Source organism: Shewanella sp. A22, assembly GCF_053850585.1.
The window spans coordinates 1-20,229 of sequence record NZ_JBSQBN010000082.1; the positions used below are offsets into that span (position 1 = coordinate 1).

The window sequence follows — 20,229 nt, forward strand, 5'->3', positions numbered from 1 at the left end:
CGTATCTTCCAGGCTAACGATTGTCTGTCTTGGTCTGGCCATCTTTAATTACCGTTTGTGAAAGGGTAAATAAAGTGTAGTTCAGCGCTCAATATTTAGCCAACAATCTTGGGTGTCTTAATTATTTGCCCAAAGAAGCCAAACCTTAGGTCAACTGGCTAATGAGTTGAAATCAATTTAGGAGGTGTCCCTTTTTATTCTTTAATTTAAAGCACTTTGAGCGACCACCGAAAAAAATGCTAATAATCCAAATATAATTTGTCCTATTAGTTTTCGTCTTAATAGTACTAACCTCTGTCTGATCTGCTTATCATGCTCTTCACTTATCTTTTCTCCTGAAAAAACATCACTCATAAAATTAAAGTCACCATATAACTCTTTATGACTACTATAAGCTTTCCCGAAAACCTTTAGCTGTTCTTGTTTAGATTCACTAGCTAACTTTATTAAGCCTTTGTGATATCCAACAGCAAAATAAATTGCAACAATTGTGAAAGTTATAAAAAACAACATATTAATTCCCATTCATTAAATAATCAGCTACGTTTTTACCGCTTGTAGTGTATCCAGTACTTAAAGTTGCTCCGGTTGCGACAGGAAATACAACTTGTCCATTTACATTCCAGTTACCTTGATAATCCCATTGAGCATTTATACATACCTGTAAACAAGCCTCAAACTGCTGGAACATACCATCTATATTACCTTGCTGATATAACGTAGCAGAAGCTGACGCACCACCTTTCAACATCAAACCTGTTTCATCAGCAACAGATATTGAAGTATCACCATTGAGTTTAAATGAAGAGCTGGCGGATGCCCCTTTGCCAAATGCTCCTTTCAATGTTGTTCCAGCAGACATATCATTCTTCACATACGAACTAATGGCATCAGCGGTTGTTGATAGAGATTGCCCTAATTCTGACAATCCATTTTCAATATTCCCGCGTATCGCAGTAGCCCCATCAGCAATACTTCTAAACCACTTAGCTAGCGGAGCATCAGGTGATTCAAATTTTGGATGATTTGCATCATTATATGCTTTCATGAAAGCGGCAGTCATAGCACCATTAGCGAATTTACCACCAGTAGCTTGGCTCACAGTACCACCTACTACTGCTGCGGCTACAACTCTTGCACTAGTATCTTTGAAAGCAGCATCTATTTTACCACCAGCCATACTAGTAACACCTGCTGCGGCAAAGCCGTGTCCAAACTTACCACCTGAAAGCACGCTACTTATACCGCCTGCCATTCCTCGTATCGCTCCCTTAGCAAATATATTCGTTATTTTACTACCGGCTATTATATCACCGGCCCCATAAAATAATGCTCCACTAAATGCTCCAACTAACGCTCCTTTCAATGAGCCTGTCATTACATAGCCACTCATTGCCCCCCCTGCTACGGCCCATGCAAGCCCAGCACCAGCAGTCATAACACTAATACCAATTTGAACTATAGTCTTCCAATGTTTCTTAACAAACTTTTTGAGTGACTTAAAGAAATACCCACTCGGATCGGTATAACTCATCGGGTTGTTCAGCACGTAGGAATATCGGTTATAGTTTTGGCTGTTCATCGGTGCTTGTATATGCGGATCAGCCTGCAAAAACCTACCCAAAGTTGGATCGTAGATCCGACCGTTCATATGGATACAGCGGATTTACGATCCAGCTAAAATAACGCCTACTTTACCGATAATACTATCGACTCCGATGCTAACCGAACCTTTCCTATACTTAAGCCAAATGCATTTCCACTAAGCTCGAAGAAATTTAAAACAGAACGTCTTGGGCTATCACCTTCTCTGACATAGGGATCAAAATACTCATCCATTCCTTCTAATTCGATTTCTAAAACAATATTTGCCCATTCAATAATCTCTTTAGGCACTATATTCCCGTATTGAAGGTGAAGCCCATGTATTTTGGCGGCAATAGATTTGAGATCTTCCAATGCTTTTTCTAAATCTTGAAAAGATTGCGTTGATTTAATTTGCTCCTGCTGACGTTCAAGAATTGAAATAGCTTCAGGGTTTAGCTCTTTTGCTTGTTCAACGTTAATGTAATTTTTAACAGAGACAAAATTGTTAGATATGATTGCATACCTTTCAAAAACAGGAATTGTAAACTCGTTAACCTTTGACAAAACATCTAGCTCTAGAATGTGTTGTTTATATATATTCGACTCATTTGATGAATTTAACTGGCTAACCGCATTCAAAATGATGATCCCTGCTAAGCAAGCTATATTACCCCAAACCAAATAACGAGGTTTTTCTTTCTCATCAATCTTTCGACCATAAGATGTAAGAGCTAAAGAAACTAGCGCTAAAATAACTGTCGCAATTGTGCCCAATCTAAATTACCTCTCACCTTTTCGATTAATGAAATCACCTAAAATTTTTACTGCTTCAATGCCATCAGCAATAGGCAATTCGTTATAATCCATCTCCTTATCAAGCACGCGCCTTATATATGTACCTTGCCCATCGCCAAACCTTGGATGAACATATGGGTTGCGCATTCTTCTTAACTCAGTCAACTTTAATTCCATATCATCATTAATGGCACCGACTTCTGCTGCCTTGGCTATAAGTTTGGCAAACCCCTTGGTAATAATTGATTCATGCTCAGTTAGCATAAAAATGTTAGCCAAAGCGTGTTCCATGACCAACTGGCAAAGTAATACACACGCAACAAAATTTCCTCGCTTAAAGCTATCCTCTATTTCTGCCAGTATCGCTGGTTCAATCCCTCCACAAAACAAAAGGTCACCTTGATGCATGTTAACGACATGGCTTTTAAAAAAATTTACTCGTTTACTAGGACTATTAAATTCAGCGTACTTTTTCAACCATTCCATATTGCGTTTCCCCCTTTAAATTGCTTGCAATTTAACTAGGCGAAGCTTCTCAACACCTTTCAATTCTTCTCTTAAAAACTTAACCCATTTCATTGAGTAAAGATAACCATCAAATCCTTCCATGTAAGCAGAGTATTCACCTTTATAAGCCCTATCCATTTCTCTTGGCCTTGCATTGTAAAACTTCCAACACTTCGTGTGTAACGTCATGTTAAACCCAGAACAAGCTTTCGAAACAAGCTCAACTACTCTCGATGGTTTAAGACGAAATGGGTTTTCGACCCCTTTAATAAAGGCAACGGCTTGTTCATAGTTTTGCAACTCTTCTTCAGAGAGGCTATCTACGTTTATGAACTCAACTGCCAAATCTGAAGTCGTAGCGTGATTGCCCAGCTTCGGCACTAGAAAAGCCCTTAGTCTATATTTTTGGCTCTGGGCAATTTCATCATTTAAATCCTCACGATAGGTTTCCATGTATTCCCGAACCACTTTGTAATTTTCTTTCTGCATTTGCTTCAAAGCATCAATTTGAGCTTGCTCTGAAACACGAGTTAGTTGCATTGCGAATGCTAGTGAGGTGGTTAAAGCATGATTATCGCCAAACTCTTGAACGATAATTTCTTCAAAATTGTTAAGTGCTGATTGGCATTCCCCTACAACGGCTAAATCTATGGCTGGTAGGTTCCTATGTTCAATTTTGTTTCTTAGGCCAATTAAGAACTTAATATTTGCTTTTTCAGGACTGACAACCCCATTCCAATAATTATCTGCACATTCAGAAAGCTCCCAAGCTTTCTTATCACCATCAATTAAAATTGGATTACCTTGCTGATCATAATGGAAGTAATCGACTCCTTTTTTCTCGAATATGGCATGGAACAATGCAGTAAATGCGATATTCAAATTAACAATGAAGCCGTAAGTCTTAAATTCTGTATAAGGATTGTTATAAATAGACACAGCCAAAAGTGCGAATTCTTTGGACTTATGAAGAAGGACTCCTTTTGCAGACATATCGGCTGTTTGCTGTAACTTCTGGCTGTGGACAGCCCTGAATTCCTCTTTACTTAAAAAACATATTCCAGAACTCGAATATTGGTCCCCATCTTTTTCAACATATTGGTGCCAGCGCTTAGAGGGATATGTTCGACATGTATCAACTTTCCAGCCAGTAGCTTCAGCAAGTTGCTCAATTGTAAAAGCTTCTCCTTGACGTTCTCGACATGCTAGAAACTCGTATGCTAAATCTACCTTTTCATATCTACTCATTGTTTTCCCTAACTTTAAATTAGCCTATTTGCGCTTAGATAATTTCTCTAACATAATTTTTCTGTACCTATCAGAGCAATCATCTAGAAGTGATTCATGGCCTCCCAGTTCAGATTCACATGTTGGAGAAAGGAGAAATGGAACCTCGCTAGAAATCAAAACATCAACAATATTATTGTAACTGTCATTATCTTCATGATGATCAATTGCATATAGCCCCCAACACTCATTGATGAAGGGGTCTATTACTTCATAGATAAAAGTTTTTGTATCGCAAGGCCATTCATCGGGCACCGTAAAGTGCTGTATTGTATTCCTAAGTTGACCAAACGATTTGTACAAGTCGAGATTAGGTACTTTTATCCCTGTTGCAGCCCAAAGCCGTTCAGGTAAATCCAAGTAAGATATTGTTTTTGCGTTTTTGACTAAATCTTTAAAACTTAATAAATCGTTTCCTGCCTGAGTGGAGCGAGGCATTTTGTCGAAAATTAAAAGCGGGTGTTCTTGCGCTATTCTAGCTTTTATAAAAATTTCAGCAGCATGTGCTGCTTGAAGCACTGACATTTCATCCCACATTTCACCTTCAAAGCTGTAAAAACATGAATGATAGTTAGCGTGTGATAGGGCGGCCCTCCCAAGGCGTATCATGTGATCATGAACACTTCTTAAATCTTCCTGCATATTTTATGTGCCTAACATCAAGTCCCGTTGAGTTTATTTATTGTTAGAATTCTATCTATGCGACTGCCGCCATAATGCTTTTCAGGTGTTCAATCGGCTTAGGTTTTCTTTTAATCAATACATCGTCATTTATCTTTAAAATGATACTTTTGAGTAGGTCTGTTGTGTTTTCTATATGAGCTAGTGCTTTTAGATGATCTAATTCATCATAAATTTGGCGACCTTTTAACGACAATCGTTTTTCTGCTTTTCCTGTAGCTAAATCACTTTTAAGATACCGAGCAATATGTTTTGCATTTTGTTCATTCGTTGCTAACGAGTGAATGTAATACTTCATTAAGCTCGGAACAAAATCAGTAGAAGCACCAATTTCAAGTGTCGCTAAGTTCAAAATATCAATAAAATGTGCAGGCAGTCTGCTCTCAATAGGCTTACGCTTAGCTTCGTACTGCCTTTTCACAGCGGGGGTCGATTGATGAGGCAAAACTGTAACGCTATCGCATTTGTCACACACACCAACCAGCACATTTTTAACAATTCCTCTGCCATCACTGAAAGGGACATCTCTTAATTTAAATGTCGCATTTTCAAATGACTGGCATTTTTCACATGCTGCTTTTTGCGACTCGCCTACTTTGAAAATTTTCATAACTTACTTACTCTTAAGGATGAACACTAATGAATACACTATTTGGCTCTACAAAATACCATTTAATATACCACTCCTGATCCGCTCGTCTTGTTTTAATAACATGAACGTCAATACTTGAATCATAGTGATGTGGGCTAGAAGAGTAACTGTCGCCTCTGCTTCGTCCTATAATCTCTGCAACTTCATCTAGTGTTACTTGCCCAACAGCTAATAAATTCTTTACGTCAATGTCATTCCTTTGCTCATGCGAAACGAGTCCATTATTTAAACACTCAATAACTTGCCGTTTTACATCTTTAAATCCCATACCACACCCAGATTGTACGACACCAAGCGTACAAAAGCAAAAATATTAATGATGACAATATACTAATCTTTATATGCTAAGGTACAAAGTATTAATTTAAATGAGCTTATCTAGCAGCAGGGTGCGATTTCTCGTATGCGCGTTCCAGCTCAGGATTAGTTACGTGGGTATAGACCATTGTGGTCGAGATGTCGGCATGGCCTAAATATACTTGGATTTGACGAATATCAGCTCCGCCCTCAAGCATGTGAGTGGCAGCACTATGGCGAAATACATTACAAGCCGCGTTGACATTGAAGCCAGCCATTAACAGGTACTTTTTTGCCAATTCCGATAATTGGGTCTCCCCAAATTTCAATCCAGAATTGCTAAGAAACAATACCTTACCAGAGCGCATGTTTCGCAATGTTGGTCGGCTGTGTTTGAGATATTGCTGTATCCATTCACATGTGCGTTTGGCAATCGGTACAATTCTATCTTTCGCGCCTTTACCGTTATTCACTCTTAGCTTTTTGGTCTCAAAGTTAATATCACCAATTTCAAGGTTGCCAAGTTCCATGCGTCTAATGCCCGATGCATAGTAGGTTTCTAATATTGCTCTATCGCGCAAGCCATTTAAACCGCCCATCATCGTTTGTGCAAAGACTTGTTCCAACTCCTCAAAGGTTAAAAACGCTGTAGGCAGGCTTTTAGGTACTTTTGGCAATTCGAAAACTTCTAGCGGATTAATATCAATCACTTCTAGATAAACCATTCGCTTATACATCGTTTTCACCGCTGTTAAGCGGTTTCTGCGAGTACCTAGTGCAAGCACTTCGTTGGTTCGAGGGTTGATGTAGGTATTTAAGTGTCGTTTGTAAGATTCCAGTACTTTCTTAGTGACTTGCAATGGTGACATAATATCTTCAGCTAGTGCCCATCTTTCGAAAAGCGCTAAGTTGCAGCGTTTAATGCGAACAGTCCGCAAGGACTGTCCGCTGGCACAACAATCATCCAGATAATAATCATTCCACTGCGAAAACGTACTAAGCTTGGTGTCGCTCATTACGAACTCCTATTTCAGCTAATGCTCTGGTGATCCGGGTATCAAACAGCTTCCATTGAAAATCATCCCACTTACCAACATTGATAACCTGAAATGGCAGATTCACTTCACAAAGTTTGATGTCATAACGCTCGGCAATATAACGCGCTTCGTCAACATCAAAATTTGCTCCCATCGCATCTGAAAAGTACACCAATACCGATACACCCAGTTGGCAAAGCATGTCACAGCTCACTTCAGATAGCTGGTCTTCCAGTTCAGCAAAACCATTGTGATAGCCATGACCATCCAAAGCGATAACATCCAAGGGGTTATTACATCTGAACGCTACCTTTCCTAGCCCCTGCAAGGCATAAATAGGTGCAACCCCAAAGTTACTGTACTTCATCAACGTGGCATCGCGTCTGGGCCTGTCATGTCGCAAACCAAACATGGCAACTATGCCATCGGCTTCACGGATCGGTAAGGTAATACATCCCTTCATCAACTCATGCCCTTTTACGGTTTGCAGTGCTAATCTTTTCAAGGAACCATTGAGGATTTCTCGCTCAACTGTTTTTCGTGGCGGTAAATCTTCATACAACGAGCCATCAGCAAAGCCAATCTGATGCTCTTTAATTTGCTCCTTTGATATCCCCAATGTATTCCCGACAAATGCCAGAGGCTTTGGACATTGAAAGATTGTTTGATGATATTTGTCAGCCATTAGCGGTACATCTTGCTCAATAACAAACTCATCATGCGATAATATTGGATATGAAAAGAGTCGAGACTCAATCACTGGAATGTTAGTGTTTTCCATGATTTGAACCTCCTATCAAGCCTTCAGCACCACGATGAGTATCTCCGTCTAAAATTATTTTGTGGGACAAAGGGGCTATACGATCTAGAAGTGCATCGGCAACAGTTTCTTCTCCAATAGCGTCATGCCATAAATCAAAATCAAACTGCGAAGTAATGATTAGTGACCCTTCTTGCTCACGCTTTTCGATAAGATCATATAGAAGTCTACGCTGGACACTGCTGATTGGTGTAAGTGCCCAGTCATCAATGACTAATACCGTAGTTCTTAACATTTTTCGAAAATAAGCTTTAAGCTTATCGTTTTGCTCTGCCAACTCCAGCTCAAGCAACAGATCGTTGTACTTGATGAACTTAAGTTTATAATCTCGCACGATGATGTGATTTGCGAGAGCGCAAGCAAAATGGGTCTTGCCAGCCCCTGTTGCACCAACGATAACTACATGTTGGTGCTTAACTATCCATTCACATTCAGATAATGTTTTTATTGCCTTCGGGTCATAATCAACGCTAGAAAGCGTTGCTTGAGGCCATCGTAACGTAGCCGCCTTTCTAGCCCGGTTAACCTTGGCAATTTCATCTTGCTCTAGTTGAATATCAAGTAGAGGATCAAGGGCTTCATAAAAAGCAGCAGCATCTGCACCCAATGATTTCAAGACAGCATCACATCGTGCTGCAATTGCATTTAATTTTAATAATTCCATTTTTTCTTTAGTTTGTTTAATTAGCATGATTAGTTACCCCCATTGCGTAATTTTTTGCGCCACGAAGATGTGAATGAGGAGGTGGTGTACGGTCCTCATCTTTTGTCACATATATTTTTGAGGCGAGAATATTTTTAAGGCTAGTGACCGTAGTGGCTTGATATTTGATTGCATACTGACAAGCCGATTCAAACACTTCAGGTTCATATTTTTCAGAGAGTTTTTGAATCTCACGGCAATTATTATTAGCCAATCGCGCTTTGGCATGTTTATAAATAAACTGAGCTGCCATCATCTGCTGAGTAGCTGAACCAAAACTTTCGGCCCAATGCCAATAATGCTCTACATCACGGTCAACATAATGTTTGTGTCTTGGATGACGATATTCCTCTACGATTGTTTGACCACCCGGCTCACCATCACGTTTTAGCGTGCAATCAGGATTTATAAAGTTGCCTTCTTTGTAAATATGGATATGGTCACGAGTAAGATGTACCTCGACTTTTTCATGAGCCAATTCCCACGGCACCATATACTCGTGTTCATCAATCAATATCATGTAATCATCACGTACTTTGAATTGAAAAATCTCTTCAATGACTTCAAGCTTCTGCTTTGGAAGCGGAGAAAGCATTGGCTTATCAAACTTTTCGAACAGCATTTTGCGTGTGAAACTTTTTTTCTTTTGAAAGGGTTCGTTATTTAGTTTTTCCACCTCCTTTTTAAGCCATGCATTAACTTCATCAATGCTATGAAAGGTCATTTTTTTCATTTTCATGAGAACACGACCTTTGATAAATCCAACATGATTCTCAACCAAGGCTTTATCTTGCGGGTGGCCCGGACGAGCAGGTACAACCGCAATTCGATAATGCCTAGCAAAATCCTCATAAATGGCGTTAATCACACGTGTAGGTCGAATTTTTGTGACTACAGCTTTGGGGCAATCAGGAGTGATGATTTCTGGCACACCGCCACAATGATCAAGCATTGCTTCTTGACCTTCCACCCAGCTTAGGCTTGTTTGGTCTTCGGTGGCATGTGCATAGCCATAACCAGAGCAACCAAATACCCCCACAAAAACCTGTAAGATTTTATTTAGCTTTTTCTTGCCAAAGACAAAAGATACAGTAGTGCCACTGAAATCAACGTAGATGATTTCTCCAGCCTTATGTTCACCTCGCTGTGACAGCTTTTTGGTTTTGCTGTACTCGCGGTACATGCGATATACGCTTGTTTTACCAAGTGCTGTTGCAGGGTCTTCCTCAACATATGCCATGAAAAGTGGATATAACTGCTGCCCTTTTGATTGCATGGCGGTAAACATTTCCTCAAGAGGAGGTTCACGTTTATTGCTATTTCTAAAAGGGTAATTGGGATATATCTTGCTCTGTAACTCTTCTGCCTTAATTTCTGTTTCAGGCCATTTAAGGTTAAGGTCACGCAACCGTGTTTTAATGCGTCCAACAGCAGTATCGGAGCGGTCTAGTACACGACCAATTGCTCGATTGCTCAAGCCTGTCAAAGCACTGAGTCGTGCGACTTCATTAATTTCTTTGTTAGAAAACATCTATATATTTCCTTTACTTAGGGTTAAATGAAGGGCGCAGCAAGCCGCTGAACTCAAAATTAAACTTTTGAATCCTTGCATTCAGTTAGGCTTGATCTATTATTAAATGTGTCGAATGCAAACGACAAACATCTACGAAAAGCCTCTGGACCGCGAAATCTGAGAGGTTTTTTCGTTTCTACGCCCGATAAAAATTATCTTTTGCTAGTTATTTCATAGTCGTACTCTCCTAATTCTGTTTTATTGACTCATTCGCTAACCAACGCGCAATGTCTTTAACTAAAGCGTATTTGCCGCGCCTGTTATCCAAGCTAAACACCTTTACAGGTATCGTTTGTCTAACAATTGCCTGTCGCAACGCATCAACACTGCGAAAGCCCATCGCTTTTTGAAGGTCTTCACCTGTAATTAAAGGTGAGCCGTACATCAGCAACAGATCCTTTTCCAACTGCTCAGCTAATTTCTCTATTTCCTCCTCATTTTTCATTTCTATCTCCGGGTTGGTTGGAACGTGCTGTAACTAATAAAGCCTAGGCTATACTTGCTGTGACAGCATTAGTGAAATTAAACGAATAGTGCCGATCTGAAATTATTGAAAAGCGACAATCTAAGAACCCGTTATGGAACTTTTAACCTATAAGCAGTTTCCTCGGCCTATGCGCCAAATTGCATCCAACTCTTGGGTTAGAGAGATCATGTATCGCGTTGATGTTGTAACGGTTAGTGATTTGATGAAGTTTTTGCGTTCAATTAGCGGTAGAGAAAAGAAGTCTGATTTAGAAAAAAGAAGTGGCTTCTGGTATCAGGTTTTAAAGTGTCGGCCTGTCACATGGCAAAGTAAAATCACTGAACTGGATAAATTATTTCCCGACACAAAATGCATTTTAAACAACTCATTTTGGCACTTTATCCTTTATACAAAAGTGAAGAACATCACACCTGAGCAAAGCGATGGTTATAGCCGATATATGGGGCCAAAAATTGACGATGAGCAACTGATGGCGGCAATAAACAAATACATAGCAAATCCAAACGAACTATCAATCAGTAATGCCGAATTAGAACAAATTCATTCAATAAGTGGCTTGGCAGCTTTATTAGCAGGCAACTGCCAAGCTAGATACCACCAAGAACAAAATTCAGCCCAATACTTATCATGTATTCATAAGGTATTTTTAGTCACCTTCGCATTGAGATATCACAATGATTTTGTCTGGGTTGTTTACCAATTACTCAAAGATCATTTAACCGATAATACAACTAAAGAATCACTGCCGTATTTTGATCAAATCAATAACAAAGATTCACTGATAGAAAAAATCAACTCAATTAGAAATGCTGCTGATAAAGCAGTCTTAAATCTAAACATTGAAAATTCCGCCAAAGCAAAACTCATCTACCTAGCGCGTAATCAATTCAACCCCAACTTCACTTTCTAAAGATCATTTTTATTCAATATTTCGCTATTGCTTTATTCTTACTGGAAAGCTGCGCCTGCTTAACTGGATTAACGCTTTAATTTATATGGATTGGCATTACTATTTTACTGGAATAGGCAGCTGCATACTCCGGTTCTAACAGCGCACTAGTTCATATTAGATAGCGTCTTAATCCAGTTAAGCCAGCGCACGATTCCGGCTGAAAAAACGCAGTTATTTTTATAATTAATTCTGCAAACAAATTTCCTTTGAGAACGGATCATGCTGAAAAAAACTCAAGATTAGATCCACGGATTTGATATGTTTTTAATCCGTATTTTTCTACCATAAGTCATCAAGCAAAAAGCGAGGGTCGGCTTATGAATACTACGGTGAAAGATTGGTACATTGTTGCTGTCATGGATGGCGATCAATTGGTCGGTGAAGTGCTGTATGGCATAGTGCTTGAGGACTTTACCTGTCGATTTTATGAAGGGGACTATGTAACCACCTCTCGTATTGTAAACAAGAACTTAAAAGAACATACGGTTATTACGGCAAGTAACTCATATTATCAGCTCAAAGGAAGTGGCAAACGAGCTGTTATCGATTTAGACGATTTCGAAATGCTTCGCCACGGATTTTCGCCAGAGCAGATTCGAGCGTTAAACAGTTCATCGCCTCTTTTAGCCCATTAGCTTTTGCACCAAGCTGATTTTCATCGTTCAACCACTACTAAGTTGGAGCAAATAATGCCGACAAGCAAAATTGATTTTCACAATGCCGAATGCTCGGCCTGCTGCAAAAAGCATGTCGATATTAGAACTGAAATAATTGCGCCATCACCAGAAAGGCCAAATGCTATTCGTAAGAAAATAATCTTTCGATGCGAAGATCATCTCGATTGCGATGTCGATGAGATTGAAAAGCTTGCGCTTGTCAAAAAGCGTTTTCAAAATCTAGACGAAAATGACCTTGTTGATGGCGAAACATTTTTTAAGCAATTGGACTCTGAATAGATATAGCAGCGTCTGTCTGCTTTGGCACCAAACCATAGGACGCGAACCGCCATCACCAAACGCCAGATAAAAGAAAACCAGCTTCCGCTGGCTTTAAAAGTTTTTATGAGACCTAATTCTAATTCAGTTAATGAAATCCTTGCCAAATTTAATTAACCACTTTCCACTCCATTACCTGCTCCATCAGATAATGCTTCACAGTTTCAATGTACATAATGTTCTGCTCTGATATATTAAATTCGACTAGCAAGTCACCTTTAACTGCATGACTGCTGCAACTGACATGCTCTCCGCTTTGCGATATAGAGTTTTTTCTATTTAAGCAATGAGCTATCCAAAACCCGTTAGATGGCTCTGATATCTCTGTTGGGTTTTCAGTCACCAACGCAAAAGAGTATGGATATTCGACCTTTCGAAATACTTTGAAAAATTGACCGTGATTCTCAACAATCATATTTGCATACGAACCCGTACCTGAAATCAAGTCATTATACTGAGCTTTATCTCCATACCTTGTTCTTTCCTGCGAATTCAATACAACCAAGTAACCGCGAATATCTTCGACGAGCTTACCATCAATTGCTTTATAACCAGACACATTTTCTGAAATAAGCTTTGCTGGCAACTTGAATAAAACTCCCTTATTAGGTTCATCCACACCCGGCAACCATTTCAACCAATCAGGCATTGAGCTTTCAAGTAAGTACTCTTCTGGTATATCAAAATCATATGAACCAATTCGTATTTTAGAAGAATTACTTTTAGCTATAGCAAGACCAATTACAAAACAAAAACAAACCGCAGAAATAGTTAAATAATTGAATTTATTCATCAGTCACATCCTCTACACCATACCCAACGTGTAGCGCTTGCTTCCCATAGCCCGCCAGTCATGGGAGTGCCCCCAAAAGCTGTTGTTGGCAAACCATAGTTCGCAAAGACATCATGATGGTATTTAGCTATCTGTCTTGGATTGAGAAGGCCAACTACCCCAATCTTATCCTGATCAACAGCTAATACGTGAGCTTTCATTACTTCCACTCCAACTTCATGCAAATCAAGCTCTCCACCACCGTAAACTCTAGCATATGCTTGAAGCCTATTATTTATTGCCTGCCCTCCGATCAAGTAGTCGCCAACTCCTCCATCATTTTCAATTGCAGCTAGCGCTATATCTGCCATAGGGTCTCCAACTTCTTTTCTAGATAACCAAAACTCCTCCCTTTTCCCATCTGCTGCAAGTTGTCTTTGTTCATCTGTTATCTTGAAATTTTCTTTTGCTTTATGGTGAGATTCATCATTAAACATCCGTGAGAAAGCACCTGTTGTAGCACCATTAGCAAACTTACCACCACTAAGTTTAGATGCCGTACCTCCGACAACTGCCGCAGCAGCAATTCTACCGACACTGAATCTACTTCCTTTATCAATACCATTTATTGATGGTGCTAAGGCTTGTGTTACCCCAGCCGATGCGAAGCCATGTCCAAACTTACCACCTTGCAGTACACTCATAACCCCACCAGTTATGCCATGTGCGAGCGTTTTGCCAACATGAGCAGCGCTTCCTGCTGCGACCTCTCCAAAGGCCGAACCAACCCCATAGAAGGCGGCTGCACTAAAGGCCCCCCTTAAAGCACCCGTTAGGATATTACCTCCATTTGCAGCAGCACCGACAGCACCCGATATCGCACCTGCCGCAGCAGCACCATACCAGCTACTAACAAACCAACTAGCTGTTCCTCCTGTAAAGTATATTAATGCAGCACCTACTATAACTGATGCGAACTGCTTAACTTTCTTCCAGAGCTTACTAAAGAAATACCCACTCGGATCGGTATAGCTCATCGGATTATTCAGCACATAGCTATAACGGTTATAGTTCTGGCTATTCATTGGAGCCTGAATATGCGGATCAGCTTGAAGGAATCTACCAAGTGTTGGATCGTAGATCCGACCGTTCATATGAATAATATCTAAGTCTTTAATATGCTTATGGCCTGTATATCCTCTGTCCGTCGGTTCGCTAGTCGTAAAACTAGCAAACGAACTGTGGAGAAACACAGCGGTACGTTTACCCCAAGGGTCGTAAATAGCTTGCGATACGACTGCGCCACTGCCATTTGTTGTGGCGATGACCGAGCCTTGATGGTCCTTGTGTAGATAAAAAGTATCACTTGAACCATTGCTTCGCTGGGTATAGACAATATCGCCAACATAAAACTTATGCTCGGTTAATGTACCTGCGCCACCAGTACGATAGACCTTTTCATAATTACCTAAATAGGTTGTTTGATAAGTGACGTTTTTACCATTTTCTACATAGGTATCAGATTTATAAATAAGCTCACGTTCAGGCCCATATTGCATAGTAGAGCTACTGCCAGCCTTGGTGATTAATGTTGGTTTGTCGTAACTGCCATAAGTAAAGGTGCGGGTGCCATCCGTTTTACTATTACCATTCGCATCATAGAAAAACTTATATAATTGCGCTCCAGAGGCTGATTTGACCTCATTAAGCTGGTGCGGTTTAGTTGCATAGTAGGTGTAATTGCCCACACCGGTTTTAAATTTAATATTACCCCAGTCATCATAATTGAAATCTTGATACGTTTTAACGTTAGCTGGCAAGATAGCGCTGCCAGTGGCAATACTAATCGTGCGGTCTTCTAAGCGGTTTGTCAGGTAGTCATAGCCATAGGTTTCTGTAAAGTCGGTAATGCTTCCAGGAATTGAACCAAATTGAGTCCAGCGGCTGGTTACGTTGCCGATATCATCATGCAAGACATCTGTGTAAGCAAGCTGAGCACTACCCTTTTTAACGTCAATACTTGATAACCAGCCAGTGTCATCTTCAAACCTAGCTGTGGTAGTCACATTGTTACCATAAGTGACTTTGTCGACTTGGTTTCGCGCTGTCATTGAGTCAACACGTTTTAATAAAGCACTCGTTACATTATTACGAACTTCGGCAAGATAACCAGAGGTTGTGTAGTTATTCTTAACCGAAAACGCTGCAGTACCAGTAGGGTATGTAGTAATACTTGGGCGACTGTAACTATCGTAAGTTTGGCTTTGCGTGAATGTATTACCCGCGATTAGGGTTGTTGTCGTTTTAACTAAACCATCTGGATAATAAGTAAAACTATTTTTATACGTTGGGCTACCAGTCGCACATGTAACATTTAAGGCATCATACTTTTCGGTAGACAGCAGTCTGCCTTTATCACTTGAAATACCATAATTCCAACAAAGTGTGCCTTCAGATGGCTCATAACTTCGCGTTTTCCGACCGAGTAAATCATATGAAAAAGTGAAGGTATGGTTTCTTGCTGTCTTCTGGGTGATTAACTCACCAAAAGCATTATAGGTGTATGTCCATAGGCCTTTTGAAGGGTCATTAGTGGAGAGTTTTCGGCCCCAGTTGTCATAAGCTATGGTGACAATGTAATTACTGCCTTCTCCGGTTGTGTCGGTTTTAACAACATTACCTTGAGCATCATAAGTAAAAGTCACTGTATTACCAATAGCATCTTGAGTATAAACAGTTTCGCCAAAACCATTTTGATATGAACTACTTGTAACTCCTACTTCATTAGTGCTCCGACTTGCAAAACCATGGAACTCATTTGTGACTGTTGTGCCATTGGGCTTTGTAACGATATTAGGTCGACTTAACTCATCGTAACTAAAAAGAGTAAAGTCAGTTGAGTTTGGTTCATACACTTTTAACTCACGACCTTGACCGTCATACTCTTTAATGACTTTGTTCCAGCCACCGCTAAAGCTTGTGGTTTGCGCGATAACCTCACGTCCCCATTTATCAAAATACACTTCTTGGGTTGGGTTTCCTGTTACTGTCGTTCTAATGTAGTAATAGGCGTTACTAGAACAGCTACTGCAAAACGCTTGAGTAACGGTTGTTGTTTTTGCGTCAGGATGGTCAATGGTTTTTAGTCGGCCTAAATCATCAAAATATTCTATTTTTGCAACATTATTGGTATCGGTGGTTTTTATTGAAGTGATGACACCTGTTACTGAGTCTGCGTCAGCATTGTTATACAAAAAGCTGGTCCTAAACCCCATAGCATCATCTGTGTAACTCAGGTAACGCCCTTTAGCACCATAATTGCTACTCGTACTACGAGTAATATTTGTGCCTGTTGCTGTACTATAACCCGTTACTGCTTCAGACGTTTTATTTCCCCAGACATCATACCCATAAGTGGTTGTTAGTTTAGTGGCTGCTTGGTTAGGTGATAATGTGCTCGATTTCAACATCAAATTTGAATAGTAATCAAATGTTGTTTCTCGGACATGTGTTTTAGGGTCGCCTGTTCGTGTTTTTGTGACAACAGAAGAAGCTAAACGGCCATATCGTTCCCTGTCACCCGAACCATAGGTATTAACATTGTTGGTTGTGAGTACGTCATTAGAGTATTTATCAGAAATTTCAATGTTACTTTCAAGTAAGTTACCCCAGTCATCATATTGATTGGTCGTAAGTGTTACGCTTGACAATGTGCTACTAAGATTACTGTCTAGTATGTAACTTTCTTCTTCAGAAGATGCAATATAAGGTGAAATACCACCATTAGCGGTTTGGATGACGTCTAGCGTGTTACTCGCCCTAGAAAGCATTTTAGTATCAAGCATTTGAATGGTTTCAATAGGCATGCCTGCATGGGCAAACGTTAATTCACCATGATCTTGACTGTATTTGGTTTCGGTCACTACATGGGTTTGGTTATCGATGGTTTTTAACATCTGAAAGCCTAATGAACCACGACCCTTTTTATGGATAAGAAAACCACCGTATTGATAGTTGACCGATATTTTATCATTAACACCAATATTGCTTTGTGTTTCTACTTTACTGACGAGTTGCATGCCTGAGTGAGGTGAGAACGTATCTGTTGTTGTGTCTGCATCTGAGAAATTTGTCACATACACAGATGAGTCTGTCATCGGTTTGTAGGTTACTTTTGTCGCAACACCAAAGCCATTGGTAATGGTATTGATGGCGAACTCTTTAATCCCTTTACGGTTATAGTATTTTTTCCAACTGCTGCCTGTAGAAGTCAGTAGGTTTAATTTCCCATCGCCATCCGTATCACCAAAACGAACCGTAGCATTGGCGTCAAAAGCCATAGACCCACGGCTCTCAAATGAAATCCATTCACCAGAATCTGTGGGGCGAGAGAAGAAAATAGCCCAATTAGACGTTGATGTTGCATGTAACACATCTGCGCGGCCGTCATTGTTTAAATCAACAAATTGGTCAAGGTATTTTTTAGTACTCGATGTGGCTAACCCCGCGTCTTTAGACGCTAGGAATTCAATACCGTTAGAGAGTCGATACCACCATTTATCACCACTGACAAATAATAAATCACTTAAGCCATCGCCATTTAAATCTGCTATACGGAATGTGTCTTCATAGTTTCCTAGGGTCTGCTGTAAGGTTAAGACCGGGTTTGCCATGGTGCCTGATGCGACAAAGAGCATATGTTTTGTTGAGGTGTTACTGCTCCAAGTGCCACCTAGATCATTTCTACACTCATTTGCTGAGTTTACAAATCGTTTCAAAACCCCACGAACATAACAACCTGATGTTGTTGACGTGACTTTCATTATAAGGTCTGAACGTCCATCACCGTTAATATCAACGGCACTGGCAGATTTCATATCAGCAGTTTGAGATTGCACTCCCATATTTAACTCAGCAGATGCAATGGTATCCGTAAAGGTATAGAGGGTTTTATTCGCAGTAAAAGTGCCATTGCCGTTATTAACATGGGCTTTAATCGTATTGCCTGTTCTAAAAACAATATCTTCAATACCATCGCCATTGACATCCATGACTTGCGCACCGTTTTCAAGTCCTGTAGCAACGACACCTAAATCTTTTAAAGTATAATCCAATAGCCTAGTCCGCTCCTCACAAGGCTCTCCAGATGGGCAAACTTGATATGTACTCTGGCTTGCTTGATATGATATGGCATGCCAATTTGTTGTTGCTGAGTTTGCAACAAGTAAATCTCTTACACCATCACCGTTATAATCAATATTAAGCGCATATTCCTTTTTTGAAGTACCAGTCGATGTCATCGTTTTAGTGGAAGTAAAGTAAGGGCCAAGCTTCACTGCCCACGAACTACCACTGACGTAAACAATATCTTGGTAACCGTCACCGTTAATATCGAAAATCTGAGAGGTTGCTACGTTAGCGGAGCCACTGCCCACTACAGTATAATTCTCGAATGGTTTGAAATTTGTACTTGTGGGTACCCAGCGACAAATATCTGGGGCTTCAAGTTCTGTTTCACACCGATATTCCATACTACTTGTTGATAATGCTGGCCGTTGCCAATTAAAGCTTGTTTTTGGTAAACAGTTGGACATATCAGCATCATTATCAGGGCATTCTTGAACGGATGTTAATAAGGTGCGCTCTTCTATAAAATTACTGTTCTCATAGTTCAACAAGTAAGAACGGTAGTTGCTACCGTCAACCGATGAGTCAATACGCTTTAGTATTTTGTTATGCTTTGCAATAGCCCCCGCTTGATAACCTAAAAAACCCTTACCGTAGTCTTCGTATACAAATTTAACTTTATTGAAAGCAGTACTGTCGCCCAATTTTGCTGAGTACTGAATGCTATCAATGTAAAATGTCCCATTCGCTTTACTGTTGTTGTAATTAAACAGAATATAGTTGTCTTTAATATCTTTAATGACTTTAACAGCCCATGTTTTAGCTATTCCAGTCTTATTGCTTGGTTCAACAAATGCGTCCGCTTGATTTGTACTGACAAGACCCGTTAAACCGGGATTACCATAATAATATGTTTCACCGGCTTTTGTTTTGACTTCAAAATAACTAGGCCCATTTGCTTGGCTACCGCCCATAGCAGTAACAACAGAGAAGTCATCAATTTCTTTAGTGTAAGTTGAATACGGTGCACCGTAGGTACCCGTAACTAGCATCAATCGTTGTCCATCAAGACAAAACCTATCACTACTGGTAAAATTTACACCAGTTATCGCATTGTCATTAATTGGCGTTTGTGGGCAACGAGAAACGGCTGAAATGCCGCCAACACTCCAACCAATACCTACAGGGCCATCTTGAAGGTTGTTACTTGAATAGTTTAACGACACTTGCGGCGTTACACCTGCTCGCCCTTCAGGTATGTTAATGGGCACAGAGTATGTGGCGGCACCACTCTCATCGACCCGAAACTCTCCCGACGATAGTCCCACCACCTCAGCATATGAAGCAGTGCTTACCCCTAAAGTAAGAAATAATATTGGTAGCAGTAGTCGCAGTATATGAAGGCGAAACATGAGGTATCCTTACTTTCACGTTTGTTGAAATGTTAAATTTTTAGAATTTTAAATGGGTTTTAATGCAACGTTGATTTTATCTATGCATTGTTGAAGCACTAGAATTAAAACCGCACTACCAGAGCCTTGTTCAACATCTTTTTTGGTTAGTTCAAAAGATTGACCGGCACGAAAACCAGAAACAACTAATTGACCAATATTTGATTCAGTTAACTCGTACTTAACGGAAATGGCGACATCACCAGAATATGGGCATCCGTCATAACTTGTGTTTTCTAACACATCGAAATCTAAAGATTGATTATCGGCTGCAATAACGGGTAACACGACCAAAAATACAAACACTAAACCGAAGTTCAATGCCCTTAACATAGGGGAAAACATCCTTTTCAACATAAATTGAAATCCATTTAATGATTAATACCAATCTCATTAAATATCTGGTCAGTTCAGAGTCTCTCAGGTTTTTCAATTCAAGGCACATTGATGTAGAAATGGTTGTTGCCTTTTAAATCGATGTAACACAGAAGTGGCATACCTGAGAG

The 20,229-nt window shown here is 40.0% G+C and carries 19 protein-coding genes; 3 read left to right on the forward strand and 16 right to left on the reverse strand.

All coding sequences use genetic code 11. The features are described 5' to 3' along the window. Nucleotides 1-201: 201 nt before the first annotated feature. The 13 genes from ACWXWT_RS14205 to ACWXWT_RS14265 all read right to left on the reverse strand — a co-directional run bounded on the left by ACWXWT_RS14205 (nucleotide 202) and on the right by ACWXWT_RS14265 (nucleotide 10,384). Entirely contained in the window at nucleotides 202-513 is a 312-nt protein-coding gene (locus ACWXWT_RS14205; RefSeq protein ID WP_456042233.1) for a hypothetical protein, read from the reverse strand. Between the two features lies 1 nt (nucleotide 514). Next, nucleotides 515-1,651, reverse strand: a complete 1,137-nt coding sequence (locus ACWXWT_RS14210; RefSeq protein ID WP_456042234.1) for an RHS repeat-associated core domain-containing protein — start codon at nucleotides 1,649-1,651, stop codon at nucleotides 515-517. A gap of 38 nt (nucleotides 1,652-1,689) precedes the next feature. Next, on the reverse strand, nucleotides 1,690-2,361 hold the full coding sequence (locus ACWXWT_RS14215; RefSeq protein ID WP_456042235.1) for a hypothetical protein: 672 nt from the start codon (nucleotides 2,359-2,361) through the stop codon (nucleotides 1,690-1,692). 6 nt (nucleotides 2,362-2,367) lie between these two features. Next, nucleotides 2,368-2,868 (reverse strand): hypothetical protein, encoded by a 501-nt coding sequence (locus tag ACWXWT_RS14220; RefSeq protein ID WP_456042236.1) that lies wholly within the window; start codon nucleotides 2,866-2,868, stop codon nucleotides 2,368-2,370. Between the two features lie 15 nt (nucleotides 2,869-2,883). Then, nucleotides 2,884-4,137 carry a DUF3644 domain-containing protein gene (locus ACWXWT_RS14225; RefSeq protein ID WP_456042237.1) on the reverse strand — a complete coding sequence of 418 codons (1,254 nt, stop codon included), beginning with the start codon at nucleotides 4,135-4,137 and terminating at the stop codon, nucleotides 2,884-2,886. Between the two features lie 24 nt (nucleotides 4,138-4,161). Then, nucleotides 4,162-4,818 (reverse strand): hypothetical protein, encoded by a 657-nt coding sequence (locus tag ACWXWT_RS14230; protein WP_456042238.1) that lies wholly within the window; start codon nucleotides 4,816-4,818, stop codon nucleotides 4,162-4,164. A 55-nt stretch (nucleotides 4,819-4,873) separates the two neighbouring features. Then, nucleotides 4,874-5,467 (reverse strand): hypothetical protein, encoded by a 594-nt coding sequence (locus tag ACWXWT_RS14235; protein ID WP_456042239.1) that lies wholly within the window; start codon nucleotides 5,465-5,467, stop codon nucleotides 4,874-4,876. Between the two features lie 13 nt (nucleotides 5,468-5,480). After that, a complete protein-coding gene (locus tag ACWXWT_RS14240; RefSeq protein WP_456042240.1) occupies nucleotides 5,481-5,777 on the reverse strand; it encodes a hypothetical protein in 297 nt (98 codons plus the stop codon). A 106-nt stretch (nucleotides 5,778-5,883) separates the two neighbouring features. Further along, entirely contained in the window at nucleotides 5,884-6,822 is a 939-nt protein-coding gene (locus ACWXWT_RS14245) for a tyrosine-type recombinase/integrase (protein WP_456042241.1), read from the reverse strand. Next, complete coding sequence (locus ACWXWT_RS14250) at nucleotides 6,803-7,624, reverse strand: hypothetical protein (protein WP_456042242.1); 822 nt, start codon at nucleotides 7,622-7,624, stop codon at nucleotides 6,803-6,805. The genes ACWXWT_RS14245 and ACWXWT_RS14250 overlap by 20 nt, the downstream gene beginning before the upstream one ends. After that, complete coding sequence (locus tag ACWXWT_RS14255; protein WP_456042243.1) at nucleotides 7,611-8,354, reverse strand: ATP-binding protein; 744 nt, start codon at nucleotides 8,352-8,354, stop codon at nucleotides 7,611-7,613. The genes ACWXWT_RS14250 and ACWXWT_RS14255 overlap by 14 nt, the downstream gene beginning before the upstream one ends. After that, a complete protein-coding gene (gene istA / locus ACWXWT_RS14260; protein WP_456042244.1) occupies nucleotides 8,344-9,897 on the reverse strand; it encodes an IS21 family transposase in 1,554 nt (517 codons plus the stop codon). The genes ACWXWT_RS14255 and istA overlap by 11 nt, the downstream gene beginning before the upstream one ends. 229 nt (nucleotides 9,898-10,126) lie before the next feature. Further along, nucleotides 10,127-10,384, reverse strand: coding sequence for a hypothetical protein (locus ACWXWT_RS14265; protein ID WP_456042245.1), 258 nt, complete (start codon nucleotides 10,382-10,384; stop codon nucleotides 10,127-10,129). Between the two features lie 133 nt (nucleotides 10,385-10,517). Here ACWXWT_RS14265 and ACWXWT_RS14270 point away from each other — a divergent pair, with 133 nt between their 5' ends. From ACWXWT_RS14270 to ACWXWT_RS14280, 3 genes are all read left to right on the forward strand, one after another. Then, nucleotides 10,518-11,336, forward strand: a complete 819-nt coding sequence (locus tag ACWXWT_RS14270; RefSeq protein ID WP_456042246.1) for a hypothetical protein — start codon at nucleotides 10,518-10,520, stop codon at nucleotides 11,334-11,336. A 359-nt stretch (nucleotides 11,337-11,695) separates the two neighbouring features. Then, nucleotides 11,696-12,013 carry a hypothetical protein gene (locus ACWXWT_RS14275; RefSeq protein WP_456042247.1) on the forward strand — a complete coding sequence of 106 codons (318 nt, stop codon included), beginning with the start codon at nucleotides 11,696-11,698 and terminating at the stop codon, nucleotides 12,011-12,013. Between the two features lie 54 nt (nucleotides 12,014-12,067). Continuing rightward, entirely contained in the window at nucleotides 12,068-12,334 is a 267-nt protein-coding gene (locus ACWXWT_RS14280; protein ID WP_456042248.1) for a hypothetical protein, read from the forward strand. Between the two features lie 148 nt (nucleotides 12,335-12,482). On the opposite strand, the gene ACWXWT_RS14285 is transcribed toward ACWXWT_RS14280, so the two are convergent. The 3 genes from ACWXWT_RS14285 to ACWXWT_RS14295 are packed head-to-tail and all read right to left on the reverse strand — an operon-like array spanning nucleotide 12,483 to nucleotide 20,080. Beyond that, entirely contained in the window at nucleotides 12,483-13,166 is a 684-nt protein-coding gene (locus ACWXWT_RS14285) for a hypothetical protein (RefSeq protein ID WP_456042249.1), read from the reverse strand. Then, nucleotides 13,166-19,684: an FG-GAP-like repeat-containing protein gene (locus ACWXWT_RS14290; RefSeq protein WP_456042250.1), complete on the reverse strand. Its 6,519-nt coding sequence runs from the start codon at nucleotides 19,682-19,684 to the stop codon at nucleotides 13,166-13,168. The genes ACWXWT_RS14285 and ACWXWT_RS14290 overlap by 1 nt, the downstream gene beginning before the upstream one ends. Nucleotides 19,685-19,732: 48 nt before the next feature. Further along, nucleotides 19,733-20,080 (reverse strand): hypothetical protein, encoded by a 348-nt coding sequence (locus ACWXWT_RS14295; protein ID WP_456042251.1) that lies wholly within the window; start codon nucleotides 20,078-20,080, stop codon nucleotides 19,733-19,735. Between the last annotated feature and the right edge of the window lie 149 nt (nucleotides 20,081-20,229).